The following is a 24,617-nucleotide window of genomic DNA, read 5'->3' on the forward strand; positions in this document are numbered from 1 at the left end:
TTCAAGGCCTGACAGGGATCTTGTGGGAGCGACCAGCAGTCGCGAAAGGGTCGGTACATTCACCCTCTTAAGTGCCTGCCACGCGACATTCGCGACCGTGGGTCGCTCCCACAGGTTTTGCGTCTGGCCCCTATTCAAGGCCTGACAGGGATCCTGTGGGAGCGACCAGCGGTCGCGAAAGGGTCGGTACATTCACCCTCTTAAGTGCCTGCGACGCTGCCTTGGCGACCGTGGGTCGCTCCCACGGGTTCAGTCATTCGTCGCCCGGCAGGTCGAACTGGTCCTTGATGTAGCGGATTTCGGTTCGACCATGCGCCGCCGGCTGGCCGTCTTCGCCCAGGTTGACGAAGACCATCTTCTCCACCGTCAGGATGCTCTTGCGGGTGATCTTGTTGCGCACCTGGCAACGCAGGGTGATCGAGGTGCGGCCGAACTCGGTGGCGGTGATGCCCAGCTCGATGATGTCGCCCTGGCGCGAGGCGCTGACGAAGTTGATCTCCGAGATGTACTTGGTCACCACCCGCTGGTTGCCCAGTTGCACGATGGCGTAGATCGCCGCTTCCTCGTCGATCCAGCGCAGCAGGCTGCCACCGAACAGCGTGCCGTTGGGGTTGAGGTCCTCGGGCTTCACCCATTTGCGGGTATGAAAATTCATGCTTGCTCCTGACATCCGACCTAAAGATGCCAGCCATCATGGCAGAGCACGGCGGTCCTGTGAAAAGCCTTTGTCAAACACCCCCCTCGATTCGCCAGGCCCTGGCCTGCGCGACGGTCGTGGAAGTCCAGAGCGTGACCGGCAAGCGGTTGCGCGATTGATACCCGCTGATGATGGCCTCCAGCGCCTCATTGACCTCGCTTGCCGTGCTCGCCTGCAACAGCTGTTGATCGGCACGCAGCAGCAGCTCGGTATTGGCCTGGGTCTGCCAGAGCAGGTGCAGCGATGGAAAGATCAGCGCCTTTCTGATGTTGCCGGCAATCACCCGGATCTCGCGCTGGCGCCGCTCGACCTGCGCCGCCACCAGCACCGACGACTGCACCGGCACCTCACGCAGGCCCTCGAGCAGCCGCTTGAAGGCCTGCCGTTCATGACGGTTCAGTTGCAGCGCCAGCCACTGCGTGTCCGCCGGGCTGCGAACCTGGGCATCAAGATTTGCAAGGGCTGCCGCGATGGCGTCCGTCAGCGTCACGCCGGCCTCGCTGTCGAGTGCGGCGATGGCCGCCTCAAGCAGTGCCAGCCGTTCGTGCGCGGTGCGGCGCCAGGCCAGCGTCTGCGTGACCCCGGGCACTTCGGTGCTGCGCGCAACACTGGCGAGCATGTCGTCGTCCAGGCTTTGCAGCGCGGCCTCCAGTGAGTCGAAATCGTAACCCTCGCGCTGCACGGCGCGCTCGGCCAGGTGCGTCCTGACCGCCTGTTCCAACTGTTCTTGCAGGTGATTGCGAAGCTCCGGGCTCATGGTGAAATTCAGCGTGCCGTTCAAGGCACCGGTGAAATCACCACGCTCGGTGCGCAACGGCACCACCACGGTCTGCGCCGCCAGGCGCTTGAGGCCCAGGTTCTGCCACTCGCGCTGCGCTGACACCGGTGCCCCGGCCAGCCAGTCGGCGAGGAAGGTGGTCAGGCCACCGCGCGTGTTGCCTGCCTGGCCCTGCTCGAACGTCAGGATCAGCATGTCGGCGCTCGACAACAGGTCGGTGCCCAGCTCCGGGTCGAGCAGTTGCGGCACCGGGGTGTTGAGCAGCACGCCACCGTCCTGGAAGAAGGTCAGCTCGTCGAACACCTGGAAATCCAGCCCTTCCTGCCCCGGCTGGCGAAACACCACGGGCAGGGCAGCCGAGACGTGCGCGGCCACCGCGATGTCCAGGTCGGGGGTCAGGGCCGCACCGAACACCACCAGTTGCGGTGCGCCGGCAAACATCGCCGTGCCGGTAATGGTGAGCTGCTTGATCTGCGCAATATACCGGTTGAGCAACGCAAGGTCGGCGAAGGTCACCGCGCCCTCGGCTTGCAAGCGCTTGCGCACGGCCTGCACCTCGGACGGGTGCGTGTCGGTAATCAGCGCCAGCACCGCCGTACGGGCCTGCTCGCGGATCAGCGCTTCCAGTGGCAGCGCTGCCGACTGCAGGCGTGGCAACACGCCCAGCAGCAGGTGGGTAAAGCTGCCGGCCGTGCCGGGCAGGATAGCGTCTGCGCGCTCACCCAGTCGGGCCAGGCCGTGTTGCAGCCAGCCGATACTCTGGTCGCTGCTGTCGAGCAGGGCCAGCAGGTCGGTGTTGTCGCTCAGTTCATCAAAGGGCGCGGCCGGCATGCCCGAGGCAATCAGCGCCGCCATGATCGCGCCGGCCGAAGATCCGTGCACCGACTCGATCCCGGGCAATACCCCAAGGCGCTCCAGCGCGGTCAGCGCACCCGAATAGGCAAAGCCCTTGGCGCCGCCGCCGCTGAGAATCAGCTTGCGGATCGGCGGCCTGTCCAGTTCAAGGCGGGCGATGCCATTTTCATGGATCGCCAGTGTGATCCGGCGACGGCCCGCCTGTTCGACGATCAGGGTGGGTGACGACTCAAGTCCTTTCGGGGTGCTGTTCACGGTGCGGTTCCTTGCACGCTGGATGAACCACGACGATAAAGCCCCGACCGGCACCGGATGCGGTACAAGAATATTTTCCCATCCGTCATCCGGCGCAGTGCCCTGTGCAGAAAAACTTTGGAACAATCGTCCGCACGGCTATACTGCACACCGTTTTCAAACGGTCATCAATTCTCGATACCGTTCCCGCCACCTGTCCGAGGGGCGCTGCAGCAGGTTTACCCTGTCAGGCTCGGATGGGGCGTTGTCTGACAGGCTGATCCCTCAGCCGGCAGGCCTTTAACGCACAACGGCGCCCATTCGCATTTACTTGGAATGGAGACTCTTCAATGAGCGCTGTAAACACGCCTGCCGATTTCAACGACTTCAAGGTCGCCGACATCTCCCTGGCTGCCTGGGGCCGCCGCGAAACCATCATCGCCGAATCGGAAATGCCGGCCCTGATGGGTCTGCGCCGCAAGTACGCCGGTGAGCAGCCGCTCAAGGGCGCCAAGATCATCGGCTGCATCCACATGACCATCCAGACCGCCGTGCTGATCGAGACCCTGGTTGCCCTGGGTGCCGAAGTACGCTGGTCGTCGTGCAACATCTTCTCCACCCAGGACCAGGCCGCTGCCGCCATCGCTGCTGCCGGTGTGCCTGTGTTCGCCTGGAAAGGCGAAACCGAAGAAGAATACGAGTGGTGCATCGAGCAGACCATCCTCAAGGATGGCCAGCCATGGGACGCCAACATGATCCTTGACGACGGCGGCGACCTGACCGAGATCATCCACAAGAAATACCCGGCGATGCTGGACAGGATCCACGGCGTCACCGAAGAGACCACCACGGGCGTGCACCGCCTGCTGGACATGCTGGCCAAGGGCGAACTGAAGATCCCGGCCATCAACGTCAACGACTCGGTGACCAAGAGCAAGAACGACAACAAGTACGGCTGCCGTCACAGCCTCAACGACGCCATCAAGCGCGGCACCGACCACCTGTTGTCGGGCAAGCAGGCGCTGGTGATCGGCTACGGTGACGTGGGCAAGGGCTCGGCCCAGTCGCTGCGTCAGGAAGGCATGATCGTCAAGGTCACTGAAGTCGACCCGATCTGCGCCATGCAGGCCTGCATGGACGGTTTCGAACTGGTTTCGCCGTTCATCGACGGTGAGAACGACGGCACCGAAGCGAGCATCGACAAGGCCCTGCTGGGCAAGATCGACCTGATCGTGACCACCACCGGCAACGTCAACGTGTGCGATGCCAACATGCTCAAGGCCCTGAAAAAGCGCGCCGTGGTGTGCAACATCGGTCACTTCGACAACGAAATCGACACCGCTTTCATGCGCAAGAACTGGGCATGGGAAGAAGTGAAGCCACAGGTGCACAAGATCCACCGCACCGGCACTGGCGCGTTCGACCCACAGAACGACGACTACCTGATCCTGCTGGCCGAAGGTCGCCTGGTGAACCTGGGCAACGCCACCGGCCACCCAAGCCGCATCATGGACGGCTCGTTTGCCAACCAGGTGCTGGCGCAGATCTTCCTGTTCGGGCAGAAGTACGCCGACCTGTCGCCGGCCCAGAAAGCCGAGCGTTTGACTGTCGAAGTGCTGCCCAAGAAGCTGGACGAAGAAGTCGCCCTGGAAATGGTGCGTGGCTTCGGTGGCGTCGTGACCAAGCTGACCAAGACCCAGGCCGACTACATCGGCGTGACCGTCGAAGGTCCGTTCAAGCCACACGCTTACCGCTACTGATCATTTAGCAGCTGCCCGCGCAGGGGCGGATTCATCCGTGATGCGTTTTGCGGATGAATCCGCTCCTGCAGGTGTGCGTCAGGCTTTGAAGGTTATCGCTCATGTCCCAGAAACACGTCTACAGCTTCGAGTTCTTCCCCACCAAGACCGATGCCGGCCAGGAAAAACTGTTGAGCGTTGCTCGGCAGTTCAGCGCCTGCTCGCCGGAATTCTTTTCGTGCACCTACGGTGCCGGCGGTTCGACCCGTGACCGGACCCTCAACACCGTGCTGCAACTGCAGAACGAGGTCAAGGTTCCCGCCGCCCCGCACCTGTCGTGCGTCGGCGACAGCAAGGATGACCTGCGCGGTCTGCTGGCCGAGTACAAGGCCGCTGGCATCAAGCGCATCGTGGCCCTGCGCGGCGACCTGCCTTCGGGCATGGGCCTGGTCAGCGGCGACTTGCGTCACGCCAACGACCTGGTGAGCTTCATCCGCGAAGAAAGCGGTGATCATTTCTACATCGAAGTCGCCGCCTACCCCGAGATGCACCCCCAGGCGCGCAACCTCGAAGACGACATCGCCAACTTCGTGCGCAAGGTCAAGGCCGGCGCCAGCAGCGCGATCACCCAGTACTTCTTCAACGCCGACAGCTATTTCTACTTCGTCGAGCGCGTGCGCAAGGCGGGCGTGGAGATTCCGATCGTGCCCGGCATCATGCCGATCACCAACTACAGTAAGCTGGCGCGTTTTTCGGACGCCTGCGGAGCGGAAATCCCGCGCTGGATCCGCAAGCAGCTGGAAGCCTACAACGACGACAGCGCCAGCATCCAGGCGTTCGGCGAGCAGGTCATCACCGAGATGTGCGAGAAGCTGCTGCAAGGCGGCGCGCCGAGCCTGCACTTCTACACGTTGAACCAGGCCGAGCCGAGCCTGGCGATCTGGAAGAACCTCGAGTCGTCACGCTGAGGTTGTGTCTGATGGCCCCGAAGCATTGCTTCGGGGCCACACTCCTGATAAAACCGTTGGGCAGCCGGAAACAAGCACAGCGTAGTGGCTCTGTTATACTCCGGCCTTCCCGCCAGGCTTACGCCCGGACGCTGGGTCTTGCAAAAGGCATCTCGATCACGCCGATGCAGTCACGAGATGGATTTCCGACCCCGCTGCACCGGACGCGATCGCGTTCCTCATATGCTCCTGAAAACCGCGACCCCACATGTCGTCGCAGGTCAAAGCAGCCCGAACGTCATTGCGCCAGGCACGATTTCCCTGAGCACAAGCTCCAACCAGAACAGGATTTCTCATGTCCTTTGCCTCCCTCGGTCTCTCCGAGGCTCTAGTCCGCGCTGTCGAAGCGGCGGGCTATACCCAGCCTACTCCCGTGCAACAGCGGGCCATTCCCGCCGTGTTGCAAGGTCGCGACCTGATGGTGGCGGCGCAGACAGGTACTGGTAAAACCGGTGGTTTCGCCCTCCCGATTCTGGAGCGCCTGTTTCCCAACGGTCACCCGGACAAATCCCAGCGTCATGGCCCGCGCCAGCCGCGCGTACTGGTCCTGACCCCGACCCGTGAACTGGCCGCACAAGTGCACGACAGCTTCAAGCTGTATGCCCGCGACCTCAAGTTCGTCAGCACCTGCGTGTTCGGCGGTGTCGGCATGAATCCCCAGATCCAGGCCCTGTCCAAGGGCGTCGACGTCCTGGTTGCCTGCCCGGGTCGCCTGCTCGACCTGGCCGGCCAAGGCAATGTCGACCTGTCCCACGTTGAAATCCTGGTGCTGGACGAAGCCGACCGGATGCTCGACATGGGCTTTGTGCACGACGTCAAGAAGGTCCTGGCACGCCTGCCGGCCAAGCGCCAGAACCTGTTGTTCTCGGCGACCTTCTCCAACGACATCACGGCCCTGGCCGGCAAGCTGCTGCATGACCCCGAGCGCATCGAAGTCACGCCGCCCAACACCACGGTCGAGCGCATCGAACAGCGTGTGTTCCGCCTGGCAGCCAGCCACAAGCGTGCCCTGCTCGCCCACCTGATCACCCAGGGTGCATGGGAGCAGGTGCTGGTGTTCACCCGCACCAAGCACGGCGCCAACCGCCTGGCCGAGTACCTCGACAAGCACGGGCTGAGCGCCGTGGCGATCCACGGCAACAAGAGCCAGAACGCCCGCACCAAGGCCCTGGCCGACTTCAAAGCCGGCGAAGTACGGATCATGGTCGCCACCGACATCGCCGCCCGCGGCCTGGACATCGATCAGTTGCCGCATGTGGTCAACTTCGAACTGCCCAATGTCGATGAAGACTATGTGCACCGTATCGGCCGTACCGGCCGGGCCGGTCGCAGCGGCGAGGCGATCTCGCTGGTTGCACCGGACGAAGAAAAACTGCTCAAGAGCATTGAGCGCATGACCCGCCAGAAGATCGCCGACGGCGACCTGGCCGGTTTCGATGCTTCCAAGGTCGAGGCCGAAAAGCCTGAAACCCGCGAGCCACGCCCACAGCGCAACACCCGTAGCGGCCGTGCCGAAGGCGCCGACAAAGGCGAAAAGGGAAGCGGCGGCCGTCGCGATAAAGGCAAAGACAAAGGGCGTGACAGCAAGAGCAAGGACAAGCCGGCCGTAGCCGCCGCTCCCGGTGAGCGTCCGGCGCGCCCGCCACGCGAAAAAAAACCGCGTGAAGGCACCGCCCGCACCCAGCCACAGCCGCAACAGCAGGCGTCCGCTGCACCTCGTGCCCCGGCCAACCGCGACCCGGAAGTGTTCCTGGATGACGAGGTCGACAACTTCGGCAACCGCGCCGACTACGTCAGCCCTTACCAGGGCAAGTCCCAGGGCCGTGGCCGTCGTCCGGGCGCCGCGCCTGCCGCCGGCACCGGTGCTGCCCGTCCGCAGGGCCAGGCACCGCGCAGCAACACACCACGTCCGGCGGGTGCTGGCGCCGGTGCAGGTGCTGGCAAGCGCACCAGCAATGGCCCGCGCACCGGTGCACCGCGCAACAACGCCCCGCGTGACCGTCAGGCCCGTGAAGAGCCCGCCGTTCGCCCGCCGGAGCGTCAGTCGCAACAGCCGAAAATCGTGCACAAGGAATCGAAGATCGATCGTTTCCCGTCCGCCGAACTGCTCGACGAAGTGCCAAACCGCCCACGCGGTGAAAAACCGGCCCTGCTGACCCGCAACCGCGACAGCTAAAACCGGAGCACCCGACCTGTAGGAGCGCGCTTGCCCGCGACCGGCTGCGTTAGCAGTCGTAAATTTGCAGCGTTTCAAAGATTTTGAATGTGTTCACAACCGTAAATTTTTGGCGTTGCGCAGATTTTGCGAGCGCTTCGCACTCGGTCGCGGGCAAGCGCGCTCCTACAAGCGGTGAATTGAATATTGAGTAGCGCGGCGGGGCGGCGAGCGGCTTTTGCGGTGATGCGCTCCTCGCCGTACGCCACACACAAAAACGCCGACCCAAGGGTCGGCGTTTTTGCATCTATCGAAAAGCGCTTACTTCTTCTGCACGCCTTCCAGCGAGATGTCCAGGTCCAGTGTCTGCGACGTCGGGCCTGGGCCCTTGATGCCGAAGTCGTTCAGGTTGAGGGTAGTCGAACCGTTGAAGCCGGCACGGTAGCCGCCCCACGGGTCCTTGCCTTCACCATTGAACGTGGCCTTGATGGTCACCGGCTTGGTCACGCCATGCAGGGTCAGGTCGCCGGTCACATCGGCGGTTTTCTCGCCGGTGGATTTCACGCTGGTGGAGACGAACTTGGCCTCTGGGAATTTGGCGGTGTCCAGGAAATCCTTGCTCTGGATGTGCTTGTCACGCTCGGCATGGTTGGTGAACAGGCTGGCGGTTTTCAGCTCGACCGCGATCTTGCTCGCTTCAGGCTTGGCAGCGTCGAAGCTGAACGTGCCGTCCCAGTCCTTGAACGTGCCGTGGATGAAGCTGTAGCCCAGGTGGCTGATCTTGAAGTCGATGAAGGCGTGCTGGCCTTCCTTGTCGATCACGTAGTCGGCGGCCATGGCCTGGCCGGCGGTGAACAGAGCAGTACCCAGGGCCAGAGCGGCGAGAGACTTCTTCAACATGCTGTATTCCCTTTGTGGTTGAACAATCAATTACGACCCAGCATGCGCTTGAGGGTCACATCACGATCAATAAAGTGGTGTTTCAGTGCAGCCAGCCCATGCAGCCCCGCGAAAATCACGATGGCCCAGGCCAGGTAAAAATGAATCTGCCCGGCGGTATCGGCCTGCTGCGGCAGTCCGCTGACCAGCGCCGGCACCTCGAACAGGCCGAAGACCGGAATGCCCACGCCATCGGCGGTGGAAATCAGGTAACCGGCGGTCATGACCGCAAACAGCGCGACATACAGGAAGGCATGGCCAAAGGCAGCGCCGAGGCGGGTCATTCGGCTGTAGCTGGCCAGTGGCGGTGGCGGCGGGCTGACAAAGCGCCAGATCACGCGCAGCAGCATCGCAGCGAACAGCACCAGGCCGATGCTCTTGTGCAGGTCCGGCCCTTGCTTGCGCCAGCTATCGTAGTAATCCAGCCCCATCATCCACAACCCCAGGCCAAACAGACCGAACACGGTCAGGGCCACACCCCAGTGCAGCACGCGACTGACCAGACCGTAACGAGAGGAGGAATTGCGTAGCTGCATTGCTTGATACCTTGTAAGACGTGCGATCAGACTAGCGATTTATCTATCGAAAGAAAGCGCAAAAAATGGCTTTTAACTATCGATAAATACGATGGATTAACCGTTTGTGCTGCCGCGGATTTCAGACCATGACGCGCGCTGGCGGTTCGTTGCGCACCTGCAAAGCAGGCGCAGCGCAGCATCGCCAGAAATCGAAGCGGGGAATACGGGCGCAAGACCGCCGGCTTTTTGCTACCGACGAACGGTATCCATAGACAAACGAATTGGGCATGGCACCTTGCTTGTGAGCGTCGGAAATCTGAGCCAGATACGTTGAATGTACCGGCCCTTTCGCGACCGTTGGTCGCTCCAACAAGGTCTATGGCCTTGAAAGGGAACAGACGCAAACCCGTAGGAGCGCGTTTACCCGCGACCGGCTGCGCAGCAGTCGTAAAATTGCAGCGTTTAATCAATTTCTGCGAGCGCTCCGCACTCGGTCGCCGGCAAGCGGGCTCCTACCGGTCGATGCCTGCCCGAATAGCCTGTTCTGAGCAACCAACGGTCGCGAATGCAGCCTGCCAGCCGCCGGCGATCTTGAATGTGCCGGCCCTTTCGCGACCGGTGGTCGCTCCAACACTGTCGTGCGTTTTTACGCCGAACCCTGCCGCCACTGGCGGGGGCTGACGCCGAACCAGCGGCGGAAGGCGCGGGAGAAGGCGCTGGATTCCGAATAGCCCAGCAAGGGCGCCAGGCTGGAAATCGGCAGCTGCGCCTGGCCCAGGTAGTGGGTGGCCAGCTCGCGGCGCAGGGTGTCGACCACTGCCGAGAAACTCAGGTTGTGCTCGCGCAAGCGGCGTTGCAGCGCCCAACTGGACAGGCCCAGTTGCTCGGCGATGGTTTCCAGCACCGGCTCGCCTTCCAGCAGGCGCTGGCGCACCTGCTCGCGCACCGCATCGACGATGTCCAGCTCGCCTTGGCCGCCCAGGCGGCTGAGCTGGCTCAGCGAATCCTGCATCACCAGCAACAGCAACGGATCGCTCTGCGGCATGCTGCGTTGCAGGCCGCGCTTGGGGATCAACAGCGAATTGCACGGCTGCTCGAAATACACCGGTGCATCGAAGACTTTGCAGTGCTCATGCCAGTGTTCCGGGCGTGGATGCTCGAAATGCACCGCCCGCGGCGCCCACTGGTTGCCCAGCACATGACGGACCAGGTTGAGCGCCATGCCCAGGGTCAACTCGGCGTCCTGGCGCCGGCACAGAATGGCACCGTGACGCACCTGGTAATCGAAGCGGTAGCACTCCCCGGCATCGACCAGGCGAATCAGGCTGTTGCGCTGGTGCAATGGAAAGGCCCGGGCAAAGTTAATCAGTGCCTGCTCGACCGTGGCCGAACACAGGCCGATATAGCCCAGCAACCCCAGCGCCTGCGGCTTGAATTGCTGGCCGTAGTACAGGCCGAAATTGTCGCAGCCCGACTGGCGCGAGGCCTCTTCAAGCACCTGGCAGTAGTTGGGCAAGGCCAGGCTCAGGGTCGGGTGACGCAGTGATTCCGGGTCGATACCCGACACCCCCAGCACCCGGTCGGGGTCGCCGCCCTGCTTTTCGATGAAGTCGCACAGGCCGCTGGCGGCAGCAGCCAGCACGCCGGCATTGGCCTGGGCCCCGGCCAGCAGCGAAGCGCGCCCCGAGAGTTCCGGCTGGGCGAGAAGAATGCTCATCGAGGCCTCCTTTGTGACAAGTCATGTCAACAAGCAAGAAATACGCCGCCCATCCTCAACCGCCCGGCCCCCGCCGCCAGGCAGGTCAGAACAATACCCATAACGTTGTAGGACGCCCCAAAATGGGTCGTCAGGAAACACCCGCACCGCCGCAGAGCGGCGGATTTGACTCAACACGACAGCGCGGCATGTCGTCGGCAAAAGTTGACCTCAGGTGACAAAAAGCCATTCTCAAGGTCAAGTCGGCGTCATGAAATCCGCTCAAGATGAAGCCCAGCCTTATTCCTCAGGCCTTCTCGAATAACAAGAAACGTCGTCCGGAGAATACTCATGATCTATGCCAAACCAGGTACCGCAGGCGCTGTCATCACCCTCAAGCCACGCTATGGCAACTACATCGGTGGTGAATTTAGAGCCCCCGCGGGCGGTCAGTACTTCACCAACACCAGCCCGGTGGACGCCTCGGTGATCGGTGAGTTTCCGCGCTCGACGGCGGCGGACATCGACCAGGCGCTGGACGCCGCCCATGCTGCCGCCGAGGCGTGGGGCAAGACCTCGGTGCAGAACCGCTCGCGGATCCTGCTCAAGATCGCCGACCGCATCGAAGCCAACCTCGAATTGCTGGCCGTGGCCGAAAGCTGGGACAACGGCAAGGCCGTGCGCGAGACCCTGAACGCCGACGTGCCGCTGGCCGCTGATCATTTCCGCTACTTCGCCGGCTGCATTCGCGCCCAGGAGGGCAGCAGCGCCGAGATCGACGAACACACCGCGGCCTACCACTTCCACGAGCCGCTGGGCGTGGTCGGGCAGATCATCCCGTGGAACTTTCCGCTGCTGATGGCCGCCTGGAAGCTGGCCCCGGCCCTGGCCGCCGGCAACTGCGTGGTGCTCAAGCCGGCCGAGCAGACGCCCCTGTCGATCACTGTCTTCGCCGAGCTGGTGGGCGACCTGCTGCCGCCGGGTGTGCTCAACATTGTCCAGGGCTTTGGCCGCGAAGCCGGTGAAGCCCTGGCCACCAGCACGCGCATCGCCAAGATCGCCTTTACCGGCTCCACGCCGGTGGGCTCGCACATCATGAAATGCGCCGCCGCCAATATCATCCCGAGTACCGTCGAGCTGGGCGGCAAGTCGCCCAACGTGTTCTTTGAAGACATCATGCAGGCAGAACCGGCCTTCATCGAGAAAGCCGCCGAAGGCCTGGTGCTGGCGTTCTTCAACCAGGGCGAGGTCTGTACCTGCCCGTCGCGGGCCCTGGTCCAGGAGTCGATCTTCGAGCCGTTCATGGTCGAGGTCATGAAGAAGATCAAATCGATCAAGCGCGGCAACCCACTGGACACCGAGACCATGGTCGGCGCCCAGGCCTCGCAGCAGCAATACGAAAAAATCCTCGGTTACCTGGACATTGCCCAGCAAGAAGGCGCACAACTACTGACCGGCGGCGCCTCGGAGCAGCTCGAAGGCGACCTGGCCGGCGGCTATTACATCCAGCCGACCCTGCTCAAGGGCACCAACGACATGCGCGTGTTCCAGGAAGAAATCTTCGGCCCGGTGGTCGGGGTGACCACCTTCAAGGACGAGGCCGAAGCCCTGGCAATCGCCAACGACACCGAATTCGGCCTGGGCGCCGGCGTCTGGACCCGTGACATCAACCGCGCCTACCGCATGGGCCGGGCGATCAAGGCCGGACGTGTATGGACCAACTGTTACCACCTGTACCCGGCGCACGCTGCCTTCGGCGGCTACAAAAAGTCCGGGGTCGGGCGTGAAACCCACAAGATGATGCTCGACCACTACCAGCAGACCAAGAACCTGCTGATCAGCTACGACATCAACCCGCTGGGCTTCTTCTGATCTGCCGCCAAGACAGCCAATCCAACACAGCTGCGGCCCGCTGTTACCCGGCGGGCCACGAAGGAGTCCAGACATGTCCAAAGAGACACTTACCCCATCCGCCTCTCAGGGCGGCGTGGAAACCGAAGCGGTCGGCGCCGAGTATTTCGCCAGCCGCCAACTCAAACAAGGCGCTGCCGGCTGGGTATTGCTGATCGGCCTGGGCGTGGCCTATGTGATTTCCGGTGACTACGCCGGCTGGAACTTCGGCCTGGCCCAGGGCGGCTGGGGCGGCATGTTCATCGCCACCTTGCTGATGGCGACCATGTACCTGTGCATGTGCTTCTCGCTGGCCGAGCTGTCCTCGATGATCCCCACCGCCGGCGGCGGCTATGGCTTCACCCGTACCGCGTTCGGCCCCTGGGGCGGCTTTCTGACCGGCACGGCAATCCTGATCGAATACGCCATCGCCCCCGCGGCGATTGCCTGCTTCATCGGCGCCTATTGCGAATCGCTGTTCGGCATCGGCGGCTGGATCATCTACCTGGTGTTCTACGTGGTGTTCATCGGCATCCACATTCTGGGCGCCGGTGAGGCCCTGAAACTGATGTTCGTGATCACCGCCGTAGCAGCCATCGCCCTGGGCGTGTACATCGTCGCAATGGTGCCGCACTTCCAGGTCGCCAACCTGTTCGACATTCCGGCCACCACCGCCGCCGGCGCCAGCAGCTTCCTGCCGTTCGGCTACATGGGCATCTGGGCCGCGCTGCCTTACGCCATCTGGTTTTTCCTGGCGGTCGAAGGCGTGCCACTGGCCGCCGAAGAAACCAAGGACCCCAAGCGCGACCTGCCCCGCGGCCTGATCGGCGCGATGCTGGTGCTGCTGGCCTTTGCCGGCCTGATCCTGCTGGTCGGTCCGGGTGCCGCCGGTGCCCAGGCGCTGGTCGCCTCCGGTAACCCGCTGGTCGAGTCGCTGGTCAAGGTCTATGGCGGTTCGACCTGGATGAGCCAGTTCGTCAACCTGGTCGGCCTGGCCGGCCTGATTGCCAGCTTTTTCTCGATTATCTATGCCTATTCGCGGCAGATCTTCGCCTTGTCGCGGGCCGGCTACCTGCCGCGCGGTCTGTCGCTGACCAACCGCAACAAAGCGCCGGTGATGGCGCTGATCGTGCCAGGCATCATCGGTTTCGGCCTGTCGCTGAGCGGTCAGGGCGATCTGTTGATTCTGGTGGCGGTTTTCGGTGCCACACTGTCGTATGTATTGATGATGGCCGCGCACATCACCCTGCGCGTGCGGCGTCCGGACATGCCACGCCCGTATCGCACACCGGGTGGCGTGGTGACCTCGGCGGTGGCGCTGGTGCTGGCGGCCATTGCCCTGGTCGCAGGCTTTCTGGTCGACACGCGGGTGGTGATCGGCGCGGCGGTCATCTACGCACTGTTCATTGCCTACTTCGCCCTGTACAGCCGTCACCACCTGGTGTCGGGCACTCCCGAGGAAGAGTTCGCCGCCATCCAGGCTGCCGAACAATCCCTGCGCTGACCGGTACAAGGTGGCCACCCCCCTGCGGGTGGCCACCACAGGAGACAGACCATGGCTCGTTTTACCCACACCATCGCCCACATGACCTGGACCTTCGAGGACCTGCGCGAGCTGATGGCCAAGGCCAGCCCGGCGCGCTCCGGCGACTACCTGGCCGAGGTCGCCGCCGGCAGCGATGCCGAGCGCGCAGCGGCGCAGATGGCCCTGGCCAACGTGCCGCTCAAGCATTTCTTGCAGGAAGTGCTGATTCCTTATGAAAGCGATGAAGTCACCCGCCTGATCATCGACACCCACGACAGCGAGGCCTTCGCGCCGGTCAGCCACCTCACCGTGGGCGGGCTGCGTGACTGGCTGCTCAGCGAGCAGGCCGACGAACAGAGCCTCAAGGCGCTGGCCCCCGGCCTGACCCCGGAAATGGCCGCGGCCGTGTCGAAGATCATGCGCATCCAGGACCTGGTGCTGGTGGCGCAGAAAACCCGCGTCGAAACCCGCTTTCGTAACACCCAGGGCCTGCGCGGGCGGATGTCGACCCGCCTGCAGCCCAACCACCCCACGGACGATCCGGCCGGCATTGCTGCCAGCATCGTCGATGGCCTGCTGTACGGCAACGGTGATGCCATGATCGGCATCAACCCGGCCACCGACAGCATGAGTTCGATCTGCACGCTGGTGGAGATGCTCGATGCGATCATCCAGCGCTACCAGATCCCGACCCAGTCGTGCGTACTGACCCATGTCACCAGCTCGATTGCCGCCATCGAACGCGGCGCGCCGCTGGACCTGGTGTTCCAGTCCATTGCCGGCACCGAGGCGGCCAATGCCAGTTTTGGCGTCAGCCTGAAGATTCTGCAGGAAGGCTATGACGCCGGCCTGAGCCTCAAGCGCGGCACGCTGGGCAACAACCTGATGTACTTCGAGACCGGCCAGGGCAGCGCGCTGTCGGCCAACGCCCATCATGGCGTCGACCAGCAGACCTGCGAGACCCGCGCCTATGGCGTGGCCCGGCATTTCAATCCGTTTCTGGTCAACACCGTGGTCGGCTTCATCGGCCCCGAGTACCTGTACAACGGCAAGCAGATCATCCGCGCCGGCCTCGAAGACCACTTCTGCGGCAAGCTGCTGGGGGTGCCGATGGGCTGCGACATCTGCTACACCAACCATGCCGAGGCCGACCAGGACGACATGGACGTGCTGCTGACCCTGCTGGGCGCGGCCGGCATCAACTTCATCATGGGCATTCCGGGCTCGGACGATGTGATGCTCAATTACCAGACCACCTCGTTCCACGATGCGCTGTATGCCCGCCAGGTGCTGGGCCTGCATGCCGCACCGGAATTCGAGCAGTGGCTGGCACGCATGGGCATCTTCCAGCAGCAGGGCGGTCAACTGCGCATGGGCAGCGAATTGCCACCGGCATTCCGCCAGGCCCTGGCGCAACTCAGTTAAGAGGTGCTCATGACAGACAAATCGCCCGCCACCGAAAACCCCTGGCAGCACCTGCGCCAGTTGACCCCGGCGCGCATCGCCCTGGGCCGCGCCGGCACCAGTCTGCCCACGGCGGCGCAACTGGACTTTCAGTTCGCCCACGCCCAGGCCCGCGACGCGGTGCACCTGCCGTTCGACCACGAAGGCTTGCGCGAAGAACTGCAAGGTCGCCAGCTCGACACCTTGCTGGCGCACAGTGCCGCGCCCGATCGCCACACCTACCTGCAGCGCCCGGACCTGGGCCGGCGGCTGAACGAGGAATCCGCGCAGGCGCTGGACGCCTACGCTGCGCAACAGGGCAAAGGCTTCGACCTGGCGATCGTCATCGCCGACGGCCTGTCGTCGCTGGCCGTGCGCCGGCACAGCCTGCCGTTTCTCGACAAGCTGCTGGAGCAGGTGAATGAAGCAGGCTGGTCGCTGGCGCCCATCACCCTGGTGCAACAGGGTCGGGTCGCGGTGGCCGATGAAGTGGCGCAGCGGCTGGGGGCGAAGATGAGCGTGATCCTGATCGGCGAACGACCAGGACTCAGCTCACCGGACAGCCTGGGGCTGTATTTCACCTACGGCCCCAGGGTCGGGCTCAACGACGCCTACCGCAACTGCATCTCCAACGTGCGGCTTGAAGGGCTGAGCTACGGCATGGCGACCTTTCGCCTGATGTACCTGATGCGCGAAGCCTGCCGCCGCCAGCTCTCCGGCGTCGACCTCAAGGACGAGGCCGAAGTGCCGGTGCTGGACAACGAAGGACCGGGGAACTTCCTGTTGAACGACAAGCGCTGAGCCCCTGCCACGCCCCTTCTGATCCCGTAGGAGCGCGCTTGCCCGCGACCGGCTGCGTTAGCAGTCGTAAATTTTCAGCGTTTCGCAGATTTTGCGAGCGCTACGCACTCGGTCGCGGGCAAGCGCGCTCCTACAGCGGGTTCGTGCTGGCCTGTCGCTATGGCGCGGTTTTCCTGGCCGGTTCTTTCTTGGTGCTTTCCTTGTGGGTCGAGGCCTTGTGGTGGGGCTCTTTCTTGACGGCTTCCTTCTTCACCGGTGTTTTCGCCGGCTCGACCCTGGCCGGGACCACCACCGGGGCCGCTACAGGTATCGGTGTCGGCGCCACCACCGGGGCGGCCGGTACAGGCTCTGGCAAGGGCGCAGGCTCAGGGGCCTTCGCGGCCGGGGCTTCGTCGGCACGGCCGAACAGTTTCTCGAAGAACCCGGGCTCGGCTTTTTTCACCGGCACTGCCGCCGGCACGGCCGGGATGACTTTAGGCTCGAACGACTTGCCCGCCGCCAGGTCCTGCACCTGGCTGGCGGCGCGCTGGCCACTGCGCAAGGCGCCTTCCAGGGTGCCGGGGTACAGGGTGTCGGTGTGCTCGCCGGCAAAGGCGATACGCTGTACCGGCTTTTCCCACAGGCGCCAGAACTTGCTGATCTGCCCCGGGCCATAGGCCAGGTACGAACCGCCAGTGCCGGGGTCGACGCTGTAGCGGCGGATTTCATAGCCGGTGTAGGCGCCACGCGCCTGCGGGTACAGCGTGTGCAGGCGAATCAGCACCTGGTCGACCAGTTGCTTGTCGCCAAAGGCCTGCATGATCCGTGCATTGTCGCCTGACAGGTTGATCACCACATTGGCGCCACCCTTGAGCGCTGGTTCGATCCACAGCATGCCCAGGCCGGTGTTGCTGAAGATCTCGCCCGACAGGCGCGCCTTGCTGTCCCATACCGGGGTCTTGAACTTGAGCATGATCTGGTCGCGCCAACCGTAGTTGGTGCCCTTGAGCGCCGCCTGGTGCTTGCCGTCCAGCGCCGGGGTGAGCTGGATCTTGCCCAGCGCCCGCAGCGGCACGGCCAGCACCACATAGTCGGCGCTGTAGCCTACGGCCCCCACCTTGACGGTGACGCTGTCCTTGTCCTGAATGATTGCCGACACCGGCGACTGGGTCTTGATCGACTTGATCTGCCGGGTCAGGGCCTCGACCAGCACGGCGCTGCCACCGGGCAGGCGCGCGGCACGGCGGTCGCGCTCATCGACACCCCGGTAGACCCGGGTCTGCTGGGCGAAATACAGCAGCGACAGGCGCGAAGGCTCGTCATAGCGGGTACGGATCTGCTGGTTGACCAGTTGCCGGGCCACCGGTGGCAGGTTCTGGCGGTCCAGCCAGTTGGACACGTTGATCTGGTCCAGCGCAAACAGCGTGCTGTTGGCCGCCGGATTTTCCGGGTCGTCGATGGAGCGCGCCAGGTTATCCAGCGTGGCGTCATAGCGCTTGAGCGCTTCGGCCGTGGCCGGTTGCTTCACGGCCAGGTCAGCCGCAGTGAAGTACTCGCCATCAATCAGGTAGCCGGGCGCACGCACGTATTCCGGTGCCGCCACGCTGGTCAGCTTGAAGCGCTCCAGGTACTGGTTGAGCAGCGGCTGGGCCTTGCTGTTGCCGATCCACTCGCTGCCGGCCAGCCCCGAACGGCCGCCAGTGCTGCCACGGGCTTCGAGCACCGTCACCTGCCAGCCCTTGGCTTGCAGTTCATAAGCGGCGGTCAGTCCCGCCAGCCCGCCGCCGACCACAATGGCCGTGCGCGGCTTGTCATCGGCGAGCGTATTGACGCTGACCAGCCCTATTACCACTAACACACAGGCACGCAGCCAGGCCGAACGCATTGCGCAAACTCCGATAAAAAATGTGGGAAATGTCAGCAACATGCTGCAATAAAACGTGAGAGGCGGCGCAGCATACGTCAGCCATCAAAAGGCCGCCAGCCACCCTTGACCCACTGTCGCTGCCAGCAAAGGTTGTTCCTTGAGCCCGCATTCACTAGGCTGGCGCCATTGTTTGCCCTCGCACCCAGCGAGTCGCTTGACGGAGATTGCCCATGGGCCTGAACGACCAATGGATGCAGCGCGACCTGGCGGTGCTGTGGCACCCCTGCACCCAGATGAAAGATCACGAACACCTGCCGCTGATTCCCATCCGCCGGGGTGAAGGCGTGTGGCTGGAAGACTTCGAAGGCAAGCGCTACCTGGACGCGGTGAGTTCCTGGTGGGTCAATGTCTTCGGCCACGCCAACCCGCGCATCAACCAGCGCATCAAGGACCAGGTCGATCAGCTTGAACATGTGATTCTCGCCGGCTTCAGTCACCAGCCGGTGATCGAGTTGTCCGAACGCCTGGTCAAGCTCACCCCTGAGGGCCTGACCCGCTGTTTCTATGCCGACAACGGTTCGTCGTGCATCGAGGTGGCGCTGAAGATGAGCTTTCACTACTGGCTCAATCGCGGCCAGCCGGGCAAGCAACGCTTCGTCACCCTGACCAACAGCTACCACGGCGAGACCATGGCGGCGATGTCGGTGGGCGATGTGCCGCTGTTCACCGAAACCTACAAGCCGCTGCTGATGGACACCCTCAAGGTGCCCAGCCCCGACTGCTTCCACCGCCCGGACGGGGTGAGCTGGGAAGACCACTCGCGCACAATGTTCCAGGCCATGGAGCAGACCCTGGCCGAGCACCATGCGAGTGTGGCGGCGGTGATCGTCGAGCCGTTGATCCAGGGCGCCGGCGGCATGCGCATGTACCACCCGGTGTACCTCAAATTGCTGCGCGAGGCCTGCGACCGCTACGGCGTGCACCTGATCCATGACGAGATCGCCGTGGGCTTTGGCCGCACCGGCACGATGTTCGCCTGCGAACAGGCCGGCATCCGCCCGGACTTCCTGTGCCTGTCCAAGGCCCTGACCGGTGGCTACCTGCCGCTGGCGGCCTGCCTGACCACCGACGAGGTGTACGGCGCCTTCTACGACGACTATCCGACCCTGCGCGCCTTTCTGCATTCGCACAGCTACACCGGCAATCCGCTGGCCTGTGCCGCCGCCCTGGCGACCCTGGACATCTTCGAGCAGGACAACGTCATCGAGGCCAACAAGGCCCTGGCCCGGCGCATGGCCACCCGCACCGCGCACCTGGCCGACCACCCCAACGTGGCCGAAGTGCGCCAGACCGGCATGGCCCTGGCCATCGAGATGGTCCAGGACAAGGCCAGCAAGACGCCCTACCCCTGGCAGGAACGCCGCGGCCTGAAGGTCTTCCAACACGCCCTGGAACGTGGTGCCCTGCTGCGCCCGCTGGGCAACGTGGTGTACCTGCTGCCGCCGTACGTGATCACCGAAGAGCAGATCGACTTTCTGGCCGAGGTGGCCAGCGAGGGCATCGACATTGCCACCCGCGAAAGCATCAGCGTGCCGGTACGCGAAGGCTTCCACCCTGATTTTCGTGATCCGGGCTAAACCCGTCAGACAACACGAAACCCAATGTGGGAGGCGGCTTGCCGGCGACGGCTGCACCGCCGCCCGACCGGCCTGCGACTTAAGACTTTTTACCAGAGACCCCTTGCATGAGACTGTCCCGCTTCTTCATCGACGCCCTGCTGAGCCTGGGCGAACACACCTTGCCCGAGGCCCAGGCGCACTACATCGGCCGGGTGCTGCGCATGACCGAGGGCCAGGCCCTGCAAGTGTTCGACGGCTCCGGCCATGAATACCGTGGCACCTTGCTGGAAGTGGGCAAGAAACAGGTGCGCGTGCAGCTCGACGAGTCGTTTGCCGGCCAGCCCGAATCGACCCTGCGCATCCACCTGGGCCAGGGCCTCTCACGTGGCGAGCGCATGGACTGGGCGATCCAGAAGGCCACCGAGCTGGGCGTGGCCGAGATCACCCCCATCGTCAGCGAGCGCTGTGAAGTGCGCCTGAAGGACGAGCGGGCGCAAAAGCGCCAGGACCACTGGCAACAGATCGCCATCAGCGCCTGCGAACAGTGCGGCCGCTCCGTGGTGCCGGTGATTCACCCGCCGCAGCCTTTGGCCGACTGGCTCAAGCAGACCCAGGCCGACCTGAAACTGGTGCTGCACCCGGTCGCCGAGCCGCTGAGCAGCCACCCGGCGCCCGGCACCCTGGCCTTCCTGATCGGCCCCGAAGGCGGGCTCGGCGACCAGGAAGTCGAGCAGGCCAAAGCCTGCGGCTACCATGCCGCCCGCCTCGGCCCGCGCGTGCTGCGCACCGAAACCGCCCCGGTGGTGGCCCTGAGCGTGGCACAGCAACTGTGGGGCGATTTCTGACCGCGATGTCCGTATGAGCGACCAACGGTCGCGAAAGGGCCGGTACATTCAAGATCGCCGGCGGCTGGCTCTGCATTCGCGACCGCTGGTCGCTCCTACGGGTTTTGCGTCTACACCACATACCCGCAGATCGCCACGAAGTGCATCAGGCTGCCGGCGATCACGAACAGGTGCCAGATGCCGTGCCAGTGGCGGATATGGTCGAAGGCAAAGAAGAGGATGCCGATGGTGTACATCACCCCGCCGCCGGCCAGCCAGGCAAAGCCTGCCGGGCCCAGCGTGGCCAGCAGCGGCTTGACTGCCACCAGCACGATCCAGCCCATCACCGCGTAGATCACCACGGACAATACCCGCGCCTCGGAGCGCGGCTTGATCTCTTGCAGGATACCGATCAGCGCCAGCGCCCAGACCACGCCGAACAGGCTCCAGCCCCAGGGCCCGCGCAGCGACACCAGGCAAAACGGGGTGTAGCTGCCGGCGATCATCAGGTAGATCGAAAAGTGATCGACCTTGCGCATGATCGTCTTCGTCCGCCCCTGCACGCTGTGGTAAACGGTCGAGGCGCTGTACAGCGCCACCAGGCACACGCCGTACACCGCGATGCTGACAATCTTCCAGATATCGTGCTGCACGCTGGCCAGCACCAGCAGCCAGACGGCACCGATCGTCGCCAGCACGGTGCCGACCAGGTGCGACCAGGCGTTGAATTTTTCTCCGTAGTACATCGATTGCTTGCCCTTTTGTGACTGAAGGTTGCACCGTTATAAACGGTTTTGCGTGACACCCTTTAACAACCGGTGGATTTAACGCAGCCATCTGCCGACGACTTGGGCACAATCGAGGGCACGCCCATCACCAGCGCCCGCCATGCAGATCGACGATGAATTGACCCTCAAGAAGCTCGAAACATTCCTGGCCTTCATGCGCACCGGCAACCTGAGCCGCGCCGCTGCCGAGCTGCAGACCAGCAATGTCAGCGTGCACCGCGCCATCCACTCACTGGAAAGTGCCCTGCGCTGCCCGCTGTTCAAGCATGAGGGCCGCAACCTGACGCCGCTGGAAAGCGCCTATGTGCTGGAAGAGCGCGCGCAAAAGCTGATCCAGGACGTGCTGGCCGCCGTCGAGCATACCCGCCAGGCCGCCGGCTTCTCGGCCGCGCGCTTCCGGCTCGGTGCCTTGTACTCGCTGACCGTGCGCACCGTGCCGCAGTTGATCATGGGCCTGAAGCTGCGCCGCAGCGAGCTGAACATCGACCTGATCCTGGGCTCGAACATGGACCTGTTGTACAAGCTCAAGAACATGGAAGTGGACGCGATGCTGGTGTCGCTGGACGAGAACGTGCACGACCCGGACTGCGACCACCTGCCATTGTTCAGTGATGACATCTTTCTGGCCGTGCCGGTCGACTCGCCGTTTGCCCGGCACCCCGAGGTCGACCTGAGCGATCTGCGTGAAGAAACCTTCATCACCCTGACCCAAGGCTTCGCCACCCACCGCGACGGCATCCGGGTGTTCCAGCAGGCGGGCTTCGAGCCCAAGGTGGCGATGCAGGTCAATGACATCTTCACCTTGCTGAGCATGGTCAGCTCCGGAGTGGGCTACGCCCTGCTGCCGGGGCGCATCGCCGCCGTGTATGAAAACCGCGTCAAACTGATCCCGCTGCAGGCGCGTTACCGCATGCAGCAGGCCATCGGCGTGGTCTTCCTCAAATCCCGCGAACGCGACCCGAACCTGCTGGCACTGGTGGCCGAGTGCCGGATGTACGCCAGCCGTACCTGAATGGGATACACGGTCTGTAGGAGCGCGCTTGCCCGCGACCGGCTGCGTTAGCAGTCGTAAAATTGTGGCGTTTCATAAATCCCGGATGGGTTAATAGTCATGCGTTTGTGGCGTTTCCGAGATTTTGCGAGCGCTGCGCACTCGGTCGCGGGCAAGCGCGCTCCTACAAGAGTCCGTACCAGACGTGGCTGTCGGAAATATCCGGTTATCGCGCGGTTTTTCGGATGTTTCTGTCAGCCGATTGCAAGACATCTCTCTTTCTCTTGAGGGAAATTTCCGAGACAATCCCGACCGCTTGCGCCTGCCTGATCGGGTCACTAGGCTGCCTACCGTCACTGCCAATTCAGTGACACGGGGGTAGTAGCCCGTAGTCAGGCGCACAGCGCCACCTTATGCAAGGTGCTTTTTTTCGGCCTGCATTTATGGCGGTCGTGCGTGGGGCACCTTCGGGTGCACGGATACCTGATCTCCGGACTACTACCCCTGCGCACGGCTGCCACCCTTCGCGTAGTAGTGAAAGGTGTCGGCCTCTTGAAATGATCAGGAGGTTACACCCATGAAGAAAATCGTCCCCGACCCACCGCTCACCCTCGAAATCCCCGCCCTTGGCACCACCCTCGAACTTCTGGAAATCCAGCTCGCCGAAGCCTCGGACCTGCTGCGCTGTGCCGGCGCCACAGTGTACGAATGCGCCGACAGCCTGAGCGGCCAACCCCGTCACCTGGCCATGGCATCAATGCGCCTGGTCAGCCAGGCCCAGGAAGTGGTCGACCGGCTGCTTGATCAATTGCAGCCACAGGCTGTGGCGACATGCCCCAATAACTGACGCAACGCTCTCTGCAGCCGCTCCTACGGATACCACTGGCAGTAGGAGCGCGCTTGCCCGCGACCGAGTGCGTTAGCGCTCGTAAAATCTCGGAAACGCCACAATTTTACGACTGCTAACGCAGCCGGTCGCGGGCAGAGCGCGCTCCTACGCCAGCCCTATGCTTGCGGCGCGCCAAGGCGGCAGGTGATCGCCTATGACCTACCCGAAAATTGCCCGCATCGCCACATACAACAGCGAGGGCCCGAGCAGGCAGCCCAGTGCGGTGTAGAACGCCGCCGTCAGGCAACCGTAGGGCACCAGCTTCGGATCGGTGGCGGCCAGGCCGCCGGCCACGCCGCTGGAGGTGCCCATCAGGCCGCCGAAGATCACCGCGCTGCGCGGGTTGTTCAGGCCGATGAACGGGGCAATGAACGGTGTGGCGACCATCACCAGGATGGCCTTGATCAGGCCGGCGGCAATCGACAGGGCCATGACTTCGGAGCTGGCACCAATCGCTGCACCGGTGACCGGGCCGACGATATAGGTCACCGCGCCGGCGCCGATGGTGGTCAGGCTGACCGCATCGGTGTAGCCGAAGGCCAGGGCCACGCCGACACCGGCCACGAACGAGGTGCCGATGCCGACGAACAGCGAGAACACGCCCACATAGCCGGCGCGTTTGAGTTCGTTGACATTGACCCCGAAGGCGGTGGCCACAATGGCGAAGTCACGCAACATGGCGCCACCCAGCAGGCCGATGCCGGACAGCAGCGGCAGGTCGACCACGCCTTTCTGGCCGCCGGTCACGGCGCCGCCGACATAGGCCAGGGCCAGGCCCAGCAGGATGGCAATGGCCGAGCCGTGCAGGCGGCCCTTGGTGAAGGTGTTGGACATCCAGTAGGACACCCACATGGTGATGCCGATCACGGCGAAGCCGGCGACCAGGCCATAACCACCTACCACTTTGATTATCGATTCGTACATGGCGCTCACCCCGCCGTCTTGCTGGGGGCGACCGCTTCAGGCTCGACGCTGGCGCCGCCGCCCATCCGGGTCAGGACTGGCACCATCGCGAAGGCCACCGCCACCGCCAGCGTGCCGGCCAGGATCGCCATCGGGCCGCCCTTGAGCGCGCCGAACACGTTCTGCTGCGCCGCCATCGCCACCACGATGGGGATGTAGATCGCGCTCCAGAACTCGACGCCCTGCTCGGACTTGCCAGCCAGTACGCCGCGCTTGTTGAGGTAACTGCCCAGGCCGATCAGCAGGATCATGGCGATGCCGACGCCGCCGACATTGGCCGGCACGCCGATCAACCGGCCCAGGACCTCGCCGATGAACAGGCCTGCCAGGGTACAAAATGCTAGAAATGCCACACCGTAGATAATCATTGTTGTTATTCCTTTGTTTGCATTGCTGAAGTTGTTGTTTTTGTCCTTCGTA

The 24,617-nt window shown here is 63.6% G+C and carries 20 protein-coding genes and 1 riboswitch; of the genes, 11 read left to right on the plus strand and 9 right to left on the minus strand.

The annotated features are described in order from the left end of the window. Positions 1-253 precede the first annotated feature (253 nt). Both DGA31_RS19860 and DGA31_RS19865 read right to left on the minus strand, forming a co-directional pair. Positions 254-655 (minus strand): acyl-CoA thioesterase, encoded by a 402-nt coding sequence (locus tag DGA31_RS19860; protein WP_056840560.1) that lies wholly within the window; start codon positions 653-655, stop codon positions 254-256. 73 nt (positions 656-728) lie between these two features. After that, positions 729-2,585, minus strand: a complete 1,857-nt coding sequence (locus tag DGA31_RS19865; protein WP_109513715.1) for a patatin-like phospholipase family protein — start codon at positions 2,583-2,585, stop codon at positions 729-731. A 193-nt stretch (positions 2,586-2,778) separates the two neighbouring features. Then, positions 2,779-2,890, plus strand: a riboswitch (S-adenosyl-L-homocysteine riboswitch). Positions 2,891-2,914: 24 nt separating this feature from the next. On the opposite strand from DGA31_RS19865, the gene ahcY reads away from it, so the two are divergent. The 3 genes from ahcY (at position 2,915) to DGA31_RS19880 (ending at position 7,486) form a co-directional block, all read left to right on the plus strand. Then, positions 2,915-4,324: an adenosylhomocysteinase gene (gene ahcY / locus DGA31_RS19870; protein WP_056840558.1), complete on the plus strand. Its 1,410-nt coding sequence runs from the start codon at positions 2,915-2,917 to the stop codon at positions 4,322-4,324. Positions 4,325-4,425: 101 nt separating this feature from the next. After that, positions 4,426-5,271 (plus strand): methylenetetrahydrofolate reductase [NAD(P)H], encoded by an 846-nt coding sequence (gene metF, locus DGA31_RS19875; protein WP_109513716.1) that lies wholly within the window; start codon positions 4,426-4,428, stop codon positions 5,269-5,271. Positions 5,272-5,605: 334 nt separating this feature from the next. Continuing rightward, on the plus strand, positions 5,606-7,486 hold the full coding sequence (locus DGA31_RS19880) for an RNA helicase RhlE2 (RefSeq protein WP_109513717.1): 1,881 nt from the start codon (positions 5,606-5,608) through the stop codon (positions 7,484-7,486). Positions 7,487-7,786: 300 nt separating this feature from the next. On the opposite strand, the gene DGA31_RS19885 is transcribed toward DGA31_RS19880, so the two are convergent. The 3 genes from DGA31_RS19885 to qhpR form a co-directional block, all read right to left on the minus strand. After that, positions 7,787-8,365, minus strand: a complete 579-nt coding sequence (locus tag DGA31_RS19885; RefSeq protein ID WP_056840555.1) for a YceI family protein — start codon at positions 8,363-8,365, stop codon at positions 7,787-7,789. Between the two features lie 26 nt (positions 8,366-8,391). Beyond that, positions 8,392-8,940, minus strand: a complete 549-nt coding sequence (locus tag DGA31_RS19890) for a cytochrome b (protein ID WP_109513718.1) — start codon at positions 8,938-8,940, stop codon at positions 8,392-8,394. Between the two features lie 628 nt (positions 8,941-9,568). Then, complete coding sequence (gene qhpR, locus DGA31_RS19895) at positions 9,569-10,639, minus strand: AraC-like transcriptional regulator QhpR (protein ID WP_109513719.1); 1,071 nt, start codon at positions 10,637-10,639, stop codon at positions 9,569-9,571. A gap of 330 nt (positions 10,640-10,969) precedes the next feature. Here qhpR and exaC point away from each other — a divergent pair, with 330 nt between their 5' ends. The 4 genes from exaC (at position 10,970) to eutC (ending at position 16,277) form a co-directional block, all read left to right on the plus strand. After that, on the plus strand, positions 10,970-12,490 hold the full coding sequence (exaC, locus tag DGA31_RS19900; protein WP_109513720.1) for an acetaldehyde dehydrogenase ExaC: 1,521 nt from the start codon (positions 10,970-10,972) through the stop codon (positions 12,488-12,490). A gap of 73 nt (positions 12,491-12,563) precedes the next feature. Next, a complete protein-coding gene (gene eat / locus DGA31_RS19905) occupies positions 12,564-14,012 on the plus strand; it encodes an ethanolamine permease (RefSeq protein WP_056840551.1) in 1,449 nt (482 codons plus the stop codon). A gap of 51 nt (positions 14,013-14,063) precedes the next feature. Next, complete coding sequence (locus DGA31_RS19910; protein ID WP_109513721.1) at positions 14,064-15,458, plus strand: ethanolamine ammonia-lyase subunit EutB; 1,395 nt, start codon at positions 14,064-14,066, stop codon at positions 15,456-15,458. 9 nt (positions 15,459-15,467) lie between these two features. Continuing rightward, on the plus strand, positions 15,468-16,277 hold the full coding sequence (gene eutC / locus DGA31_RS19915) for an ethanolamine ammonia-lyase subunit EutC (RefSeq protein WP_109513722.1): 810 nt from the start codon (positions 15,468-15,470) through the stop codon (positions 16,275-16,277). A 157-nt stretch (positions 16,278-16,434) separates the two neighbouring features. Here eutC and DGA31_RS19920 read toward each other — a convergent pair whose 3' ends face one another. After that, positions 16,435-18,141, minus strand: coding sequence for a flavin monoamine oxidase family protein (locus DGA31_RS19920; RefSeq protein ID WP_109513723.1), 1,707 nt, complete (start codon positions 18,139-18,141; stop codon positions 16,435-16,437). A 212-nt stretch (positions 18,142-18,353) separates the two neighbouring features. Here DGA31_RS19920 and DGA31_RS19925 point away from each other — a divergent pair, with 212 nt between their 5' ends. Together DGA31_RS19925 and DGA31_RS19930 are read left to right on the plus strand one after the other, a co-directional pair. After that, on the plus strand, positions 18,354-19,760 hold the full coding sequence (locus tag DGA31_RS19925; RefSeq protein WP_056840547.1) for an adenosylmethionine--8-amino-7-oxononanoate transaminase: 1,407 nt from the start codon (positions 18,354-18,356) through the stop codon (positions 19,758-19,760). 107 nt (positions 19,761-19,867) lie between these two features. After that, positions 19,868-20,587, plus strand: coding sequence for a 16S rRNA (uracil(1498)-N(3))-methyltransferase (locus DGA31_RS19930; protein ID WP_109513724.1), 720 nt, complete (start codon positions 19,868-19,870; stop codon positions 20,585-20,587). A 110-nt stretch (positions 20,588-20,697) separates the two neighbouring features. Here DGA31_RS19930 and trhA read toward each other — a convergent pair whose 3' ends face one another. Then, positions 20,698-21,312: a PAQR family membrane homeostasis protein TrhA gene (gene trhA, locus DGA31_RS19935; RefSeq protein ID WP_109513725.1), complete on the minus strand. Its 615-nt coding sequence runs from the start codon at positions 21,310-21,312 to the stop codon at positions 20,698-20,700. 142 nt (positions 21,313-21,454) lie between these two features. On the opposite strand from trhA, the gene DGA31_RS19940 reads away from it, so the two are divergent. Further along, positions 21,455-22,366 carry a LysR family transcriptional regulator gene (locus tag DGA31_RS19940; RefSeq protein ID WP_056840544.1) on the plus strand — a complete coding sequence of 304 codons (912 nt, stop codon included), beginning with the start codon at positions 21,455-21,457 and terminating at the stop codon, positions 22,364-22,366. A 556-nt stretch (positions 22,367-22,922) separates the two neighbouring features. Next, positions 22,923-23,192, plus strand: coding sequence for a DUF6124 family protein (locus tag DGA31_RS19945; RefSeq protein WP_056840543.1), 270 nt, complete (start codon positions 22,923-22,925; stop codon positions 23,190-23,192). A 201-nt stretch (positions 23,193-23,393) separates the two neighbouring features. On the opposite strand, the gene madM is transcribed toward DGA31_RS19945, so the two are convergent. Beyond that, a complete protein-coding gene (gene madM, locus DGA31_RS19950) occupies positions 23,394-24,158 on the minus strand; it encodes a malonate transporter subunit MadM (protein ID WP_109513776.1) in 765 nt (254 codons plus the stop codon). Positions 24,159-24,163: 5 nt separating this feature from the next. Beyond that, positions 24,164-24,565: a malonate transporter subunit MadL gene (gene madL, locus DGA31_RS19955; protein ID WP_056840542.1), complete on the minus strand. Its 402-nt coding sequence runs from the start codon at positions 24,563-24,565 to the stop codon at positions 24,164-24,166. Between the last annotated feature and the right edge of the window lie 52 nt (positions 24,566-24,617).

Origin of the sequence: Pseudomonas ovata (assembly GCF_003131185.1) — a bacterium.
Taxonomy (GTDB): domain Bacteria; phylum Pseudomonadota; class Gammaproteobacteria; order Pseudomonadales; family Pseudomonadaceae; genus Aquipseudomonas; species Aquipseudomonas ovata.

Bases quoted from the DNA above. Each gene is read 5' to 3' on its own strand.
- DGA31_RS19860 (WP_056840560.1), bottom strand. From the start codon at position 655: ATGAATTTTCATACCCGCAAATGGGTGAAGCCCGAGGACCTCAACCCC.
- ahcY (WP_056840558.1), top strand. From the start codon at position 2,915: ATGAGCGCTGTAAACACGCCTGCCGATTTCAACGACTTCAAGGTCGCC.
- metF (WP_109513716.1), top strand. From the start codon at position 4,426: ATGTCCCAGAAACACGTCTACAGCTTCGAGTTCTTCCCCACCAAGACC.
- DGA31_RS19880 (WP_109513717.1), top strand. From the start codon at position 5,606: ATGTCCTTTGCCTCCCTCGGTCTCTCCGAGGCTCTAGTCCGCGCTGTC.
- DGA31_RS19885 (WP_056840555.1), bottom strand. From the start codon at position 8,365: ATGTTGAAGAAGTCTCTCGCCGCTCTGGCCCTGGGTACTGCTCTGTTC.
- DGA31_RS19890 (WP_109513718.1), bottom strand. From the start codon at position 8,940: ATGCAGCTACGCAATTCCTCCTCTCGTTACGGTCTGGTCAGTCGCGTG.
- qhpR (WP_109513719.1), bottom strand. From the start codon at position 10,639: ATGAGCATTCTTCTCGCCCAGCCGGAACTCTCGGGGCGCGCTTCGCTG.
- exaC (WP_109513720.1), top strand. From the start codon at position 10,970: ATGATCTATGCCAAACCAGGTACCGCAGGCGCTGTCATCACCCTCAAG.
- eat (WP_056840551.1), top strand. From the start codon at position 12,564: ATGTCCAAAGAGACACTTACCCCATCCGCCTCTCAGGGCGGCGTGGAA.
- DGA31_RS19910 (WP_109513721.1), top strand. From the start codon at position 14,064: ATGGCTCGTTTTACCCACACCATCGCCCACATGACCTGGACCTTCGAG.
- eutC (WP_109513722.1), top strand. From the start codon at position 15,468: ATGACAGACAAATCGCCCGCCACCGAAAACCCCTGGCAGCACCTGCGC.
- DGA31_RS19920 (WP_109513723.1), bottom strand. From the start codon at position 18,141: ATGCGTTCGGCCTGGCTGCGTGCCTGTGTGTTAGTGGTAATAGGGCTG.
- DGA31_RS19925 (WP_056840547.1), top strand. From the start codon at position 18,354: ATGGGCCTGAACGACCAATGGATGCAGCGCGACCTGGCGGTGCTGTGG.
- DGA31_RS19930 (WP_109513724.1), top strand. From the start codon at position 19,868: ATGAGACTGTCCCGCTTCTTCATCGACGCCCTGCTGAGCCTGGGCGAA.
- trhA (WP_109513725.1), bottom strand. From the start codon at position 21,312: ATGTACTACGGAGAAAAATTCAACGCCTGGTCGCACCTGGTCGGCACC.
- DGA31_RS19940 (WP_056840544.1), top strand. From the start codon at position 21,455: ATGCAGATCGACGATGAATTGACCCTCAAGAAGCTCGAAACATTCCTG.
- DGA31_RS19945 (WP_056840543.1), top strand. From the start codon at position 22,923: ATGAAGAAAATCGTCCCCGACCCACCGCTCACCCTCGAAATCCCCGCC.
- madM (WP_109513776.1), bottom strand. From the start codon at position 24,158: ATGTACGAATCGATAATCAAAGTGGTAGGTGGTTATGGCCTGGTCGCC.
- madL (WP_056840542.1), bottom strand. From the start codon at position 24,565: ATGATTATCTACGGTGTGGCATTTCTAGCATTTTGTACCCTGGCAGGC.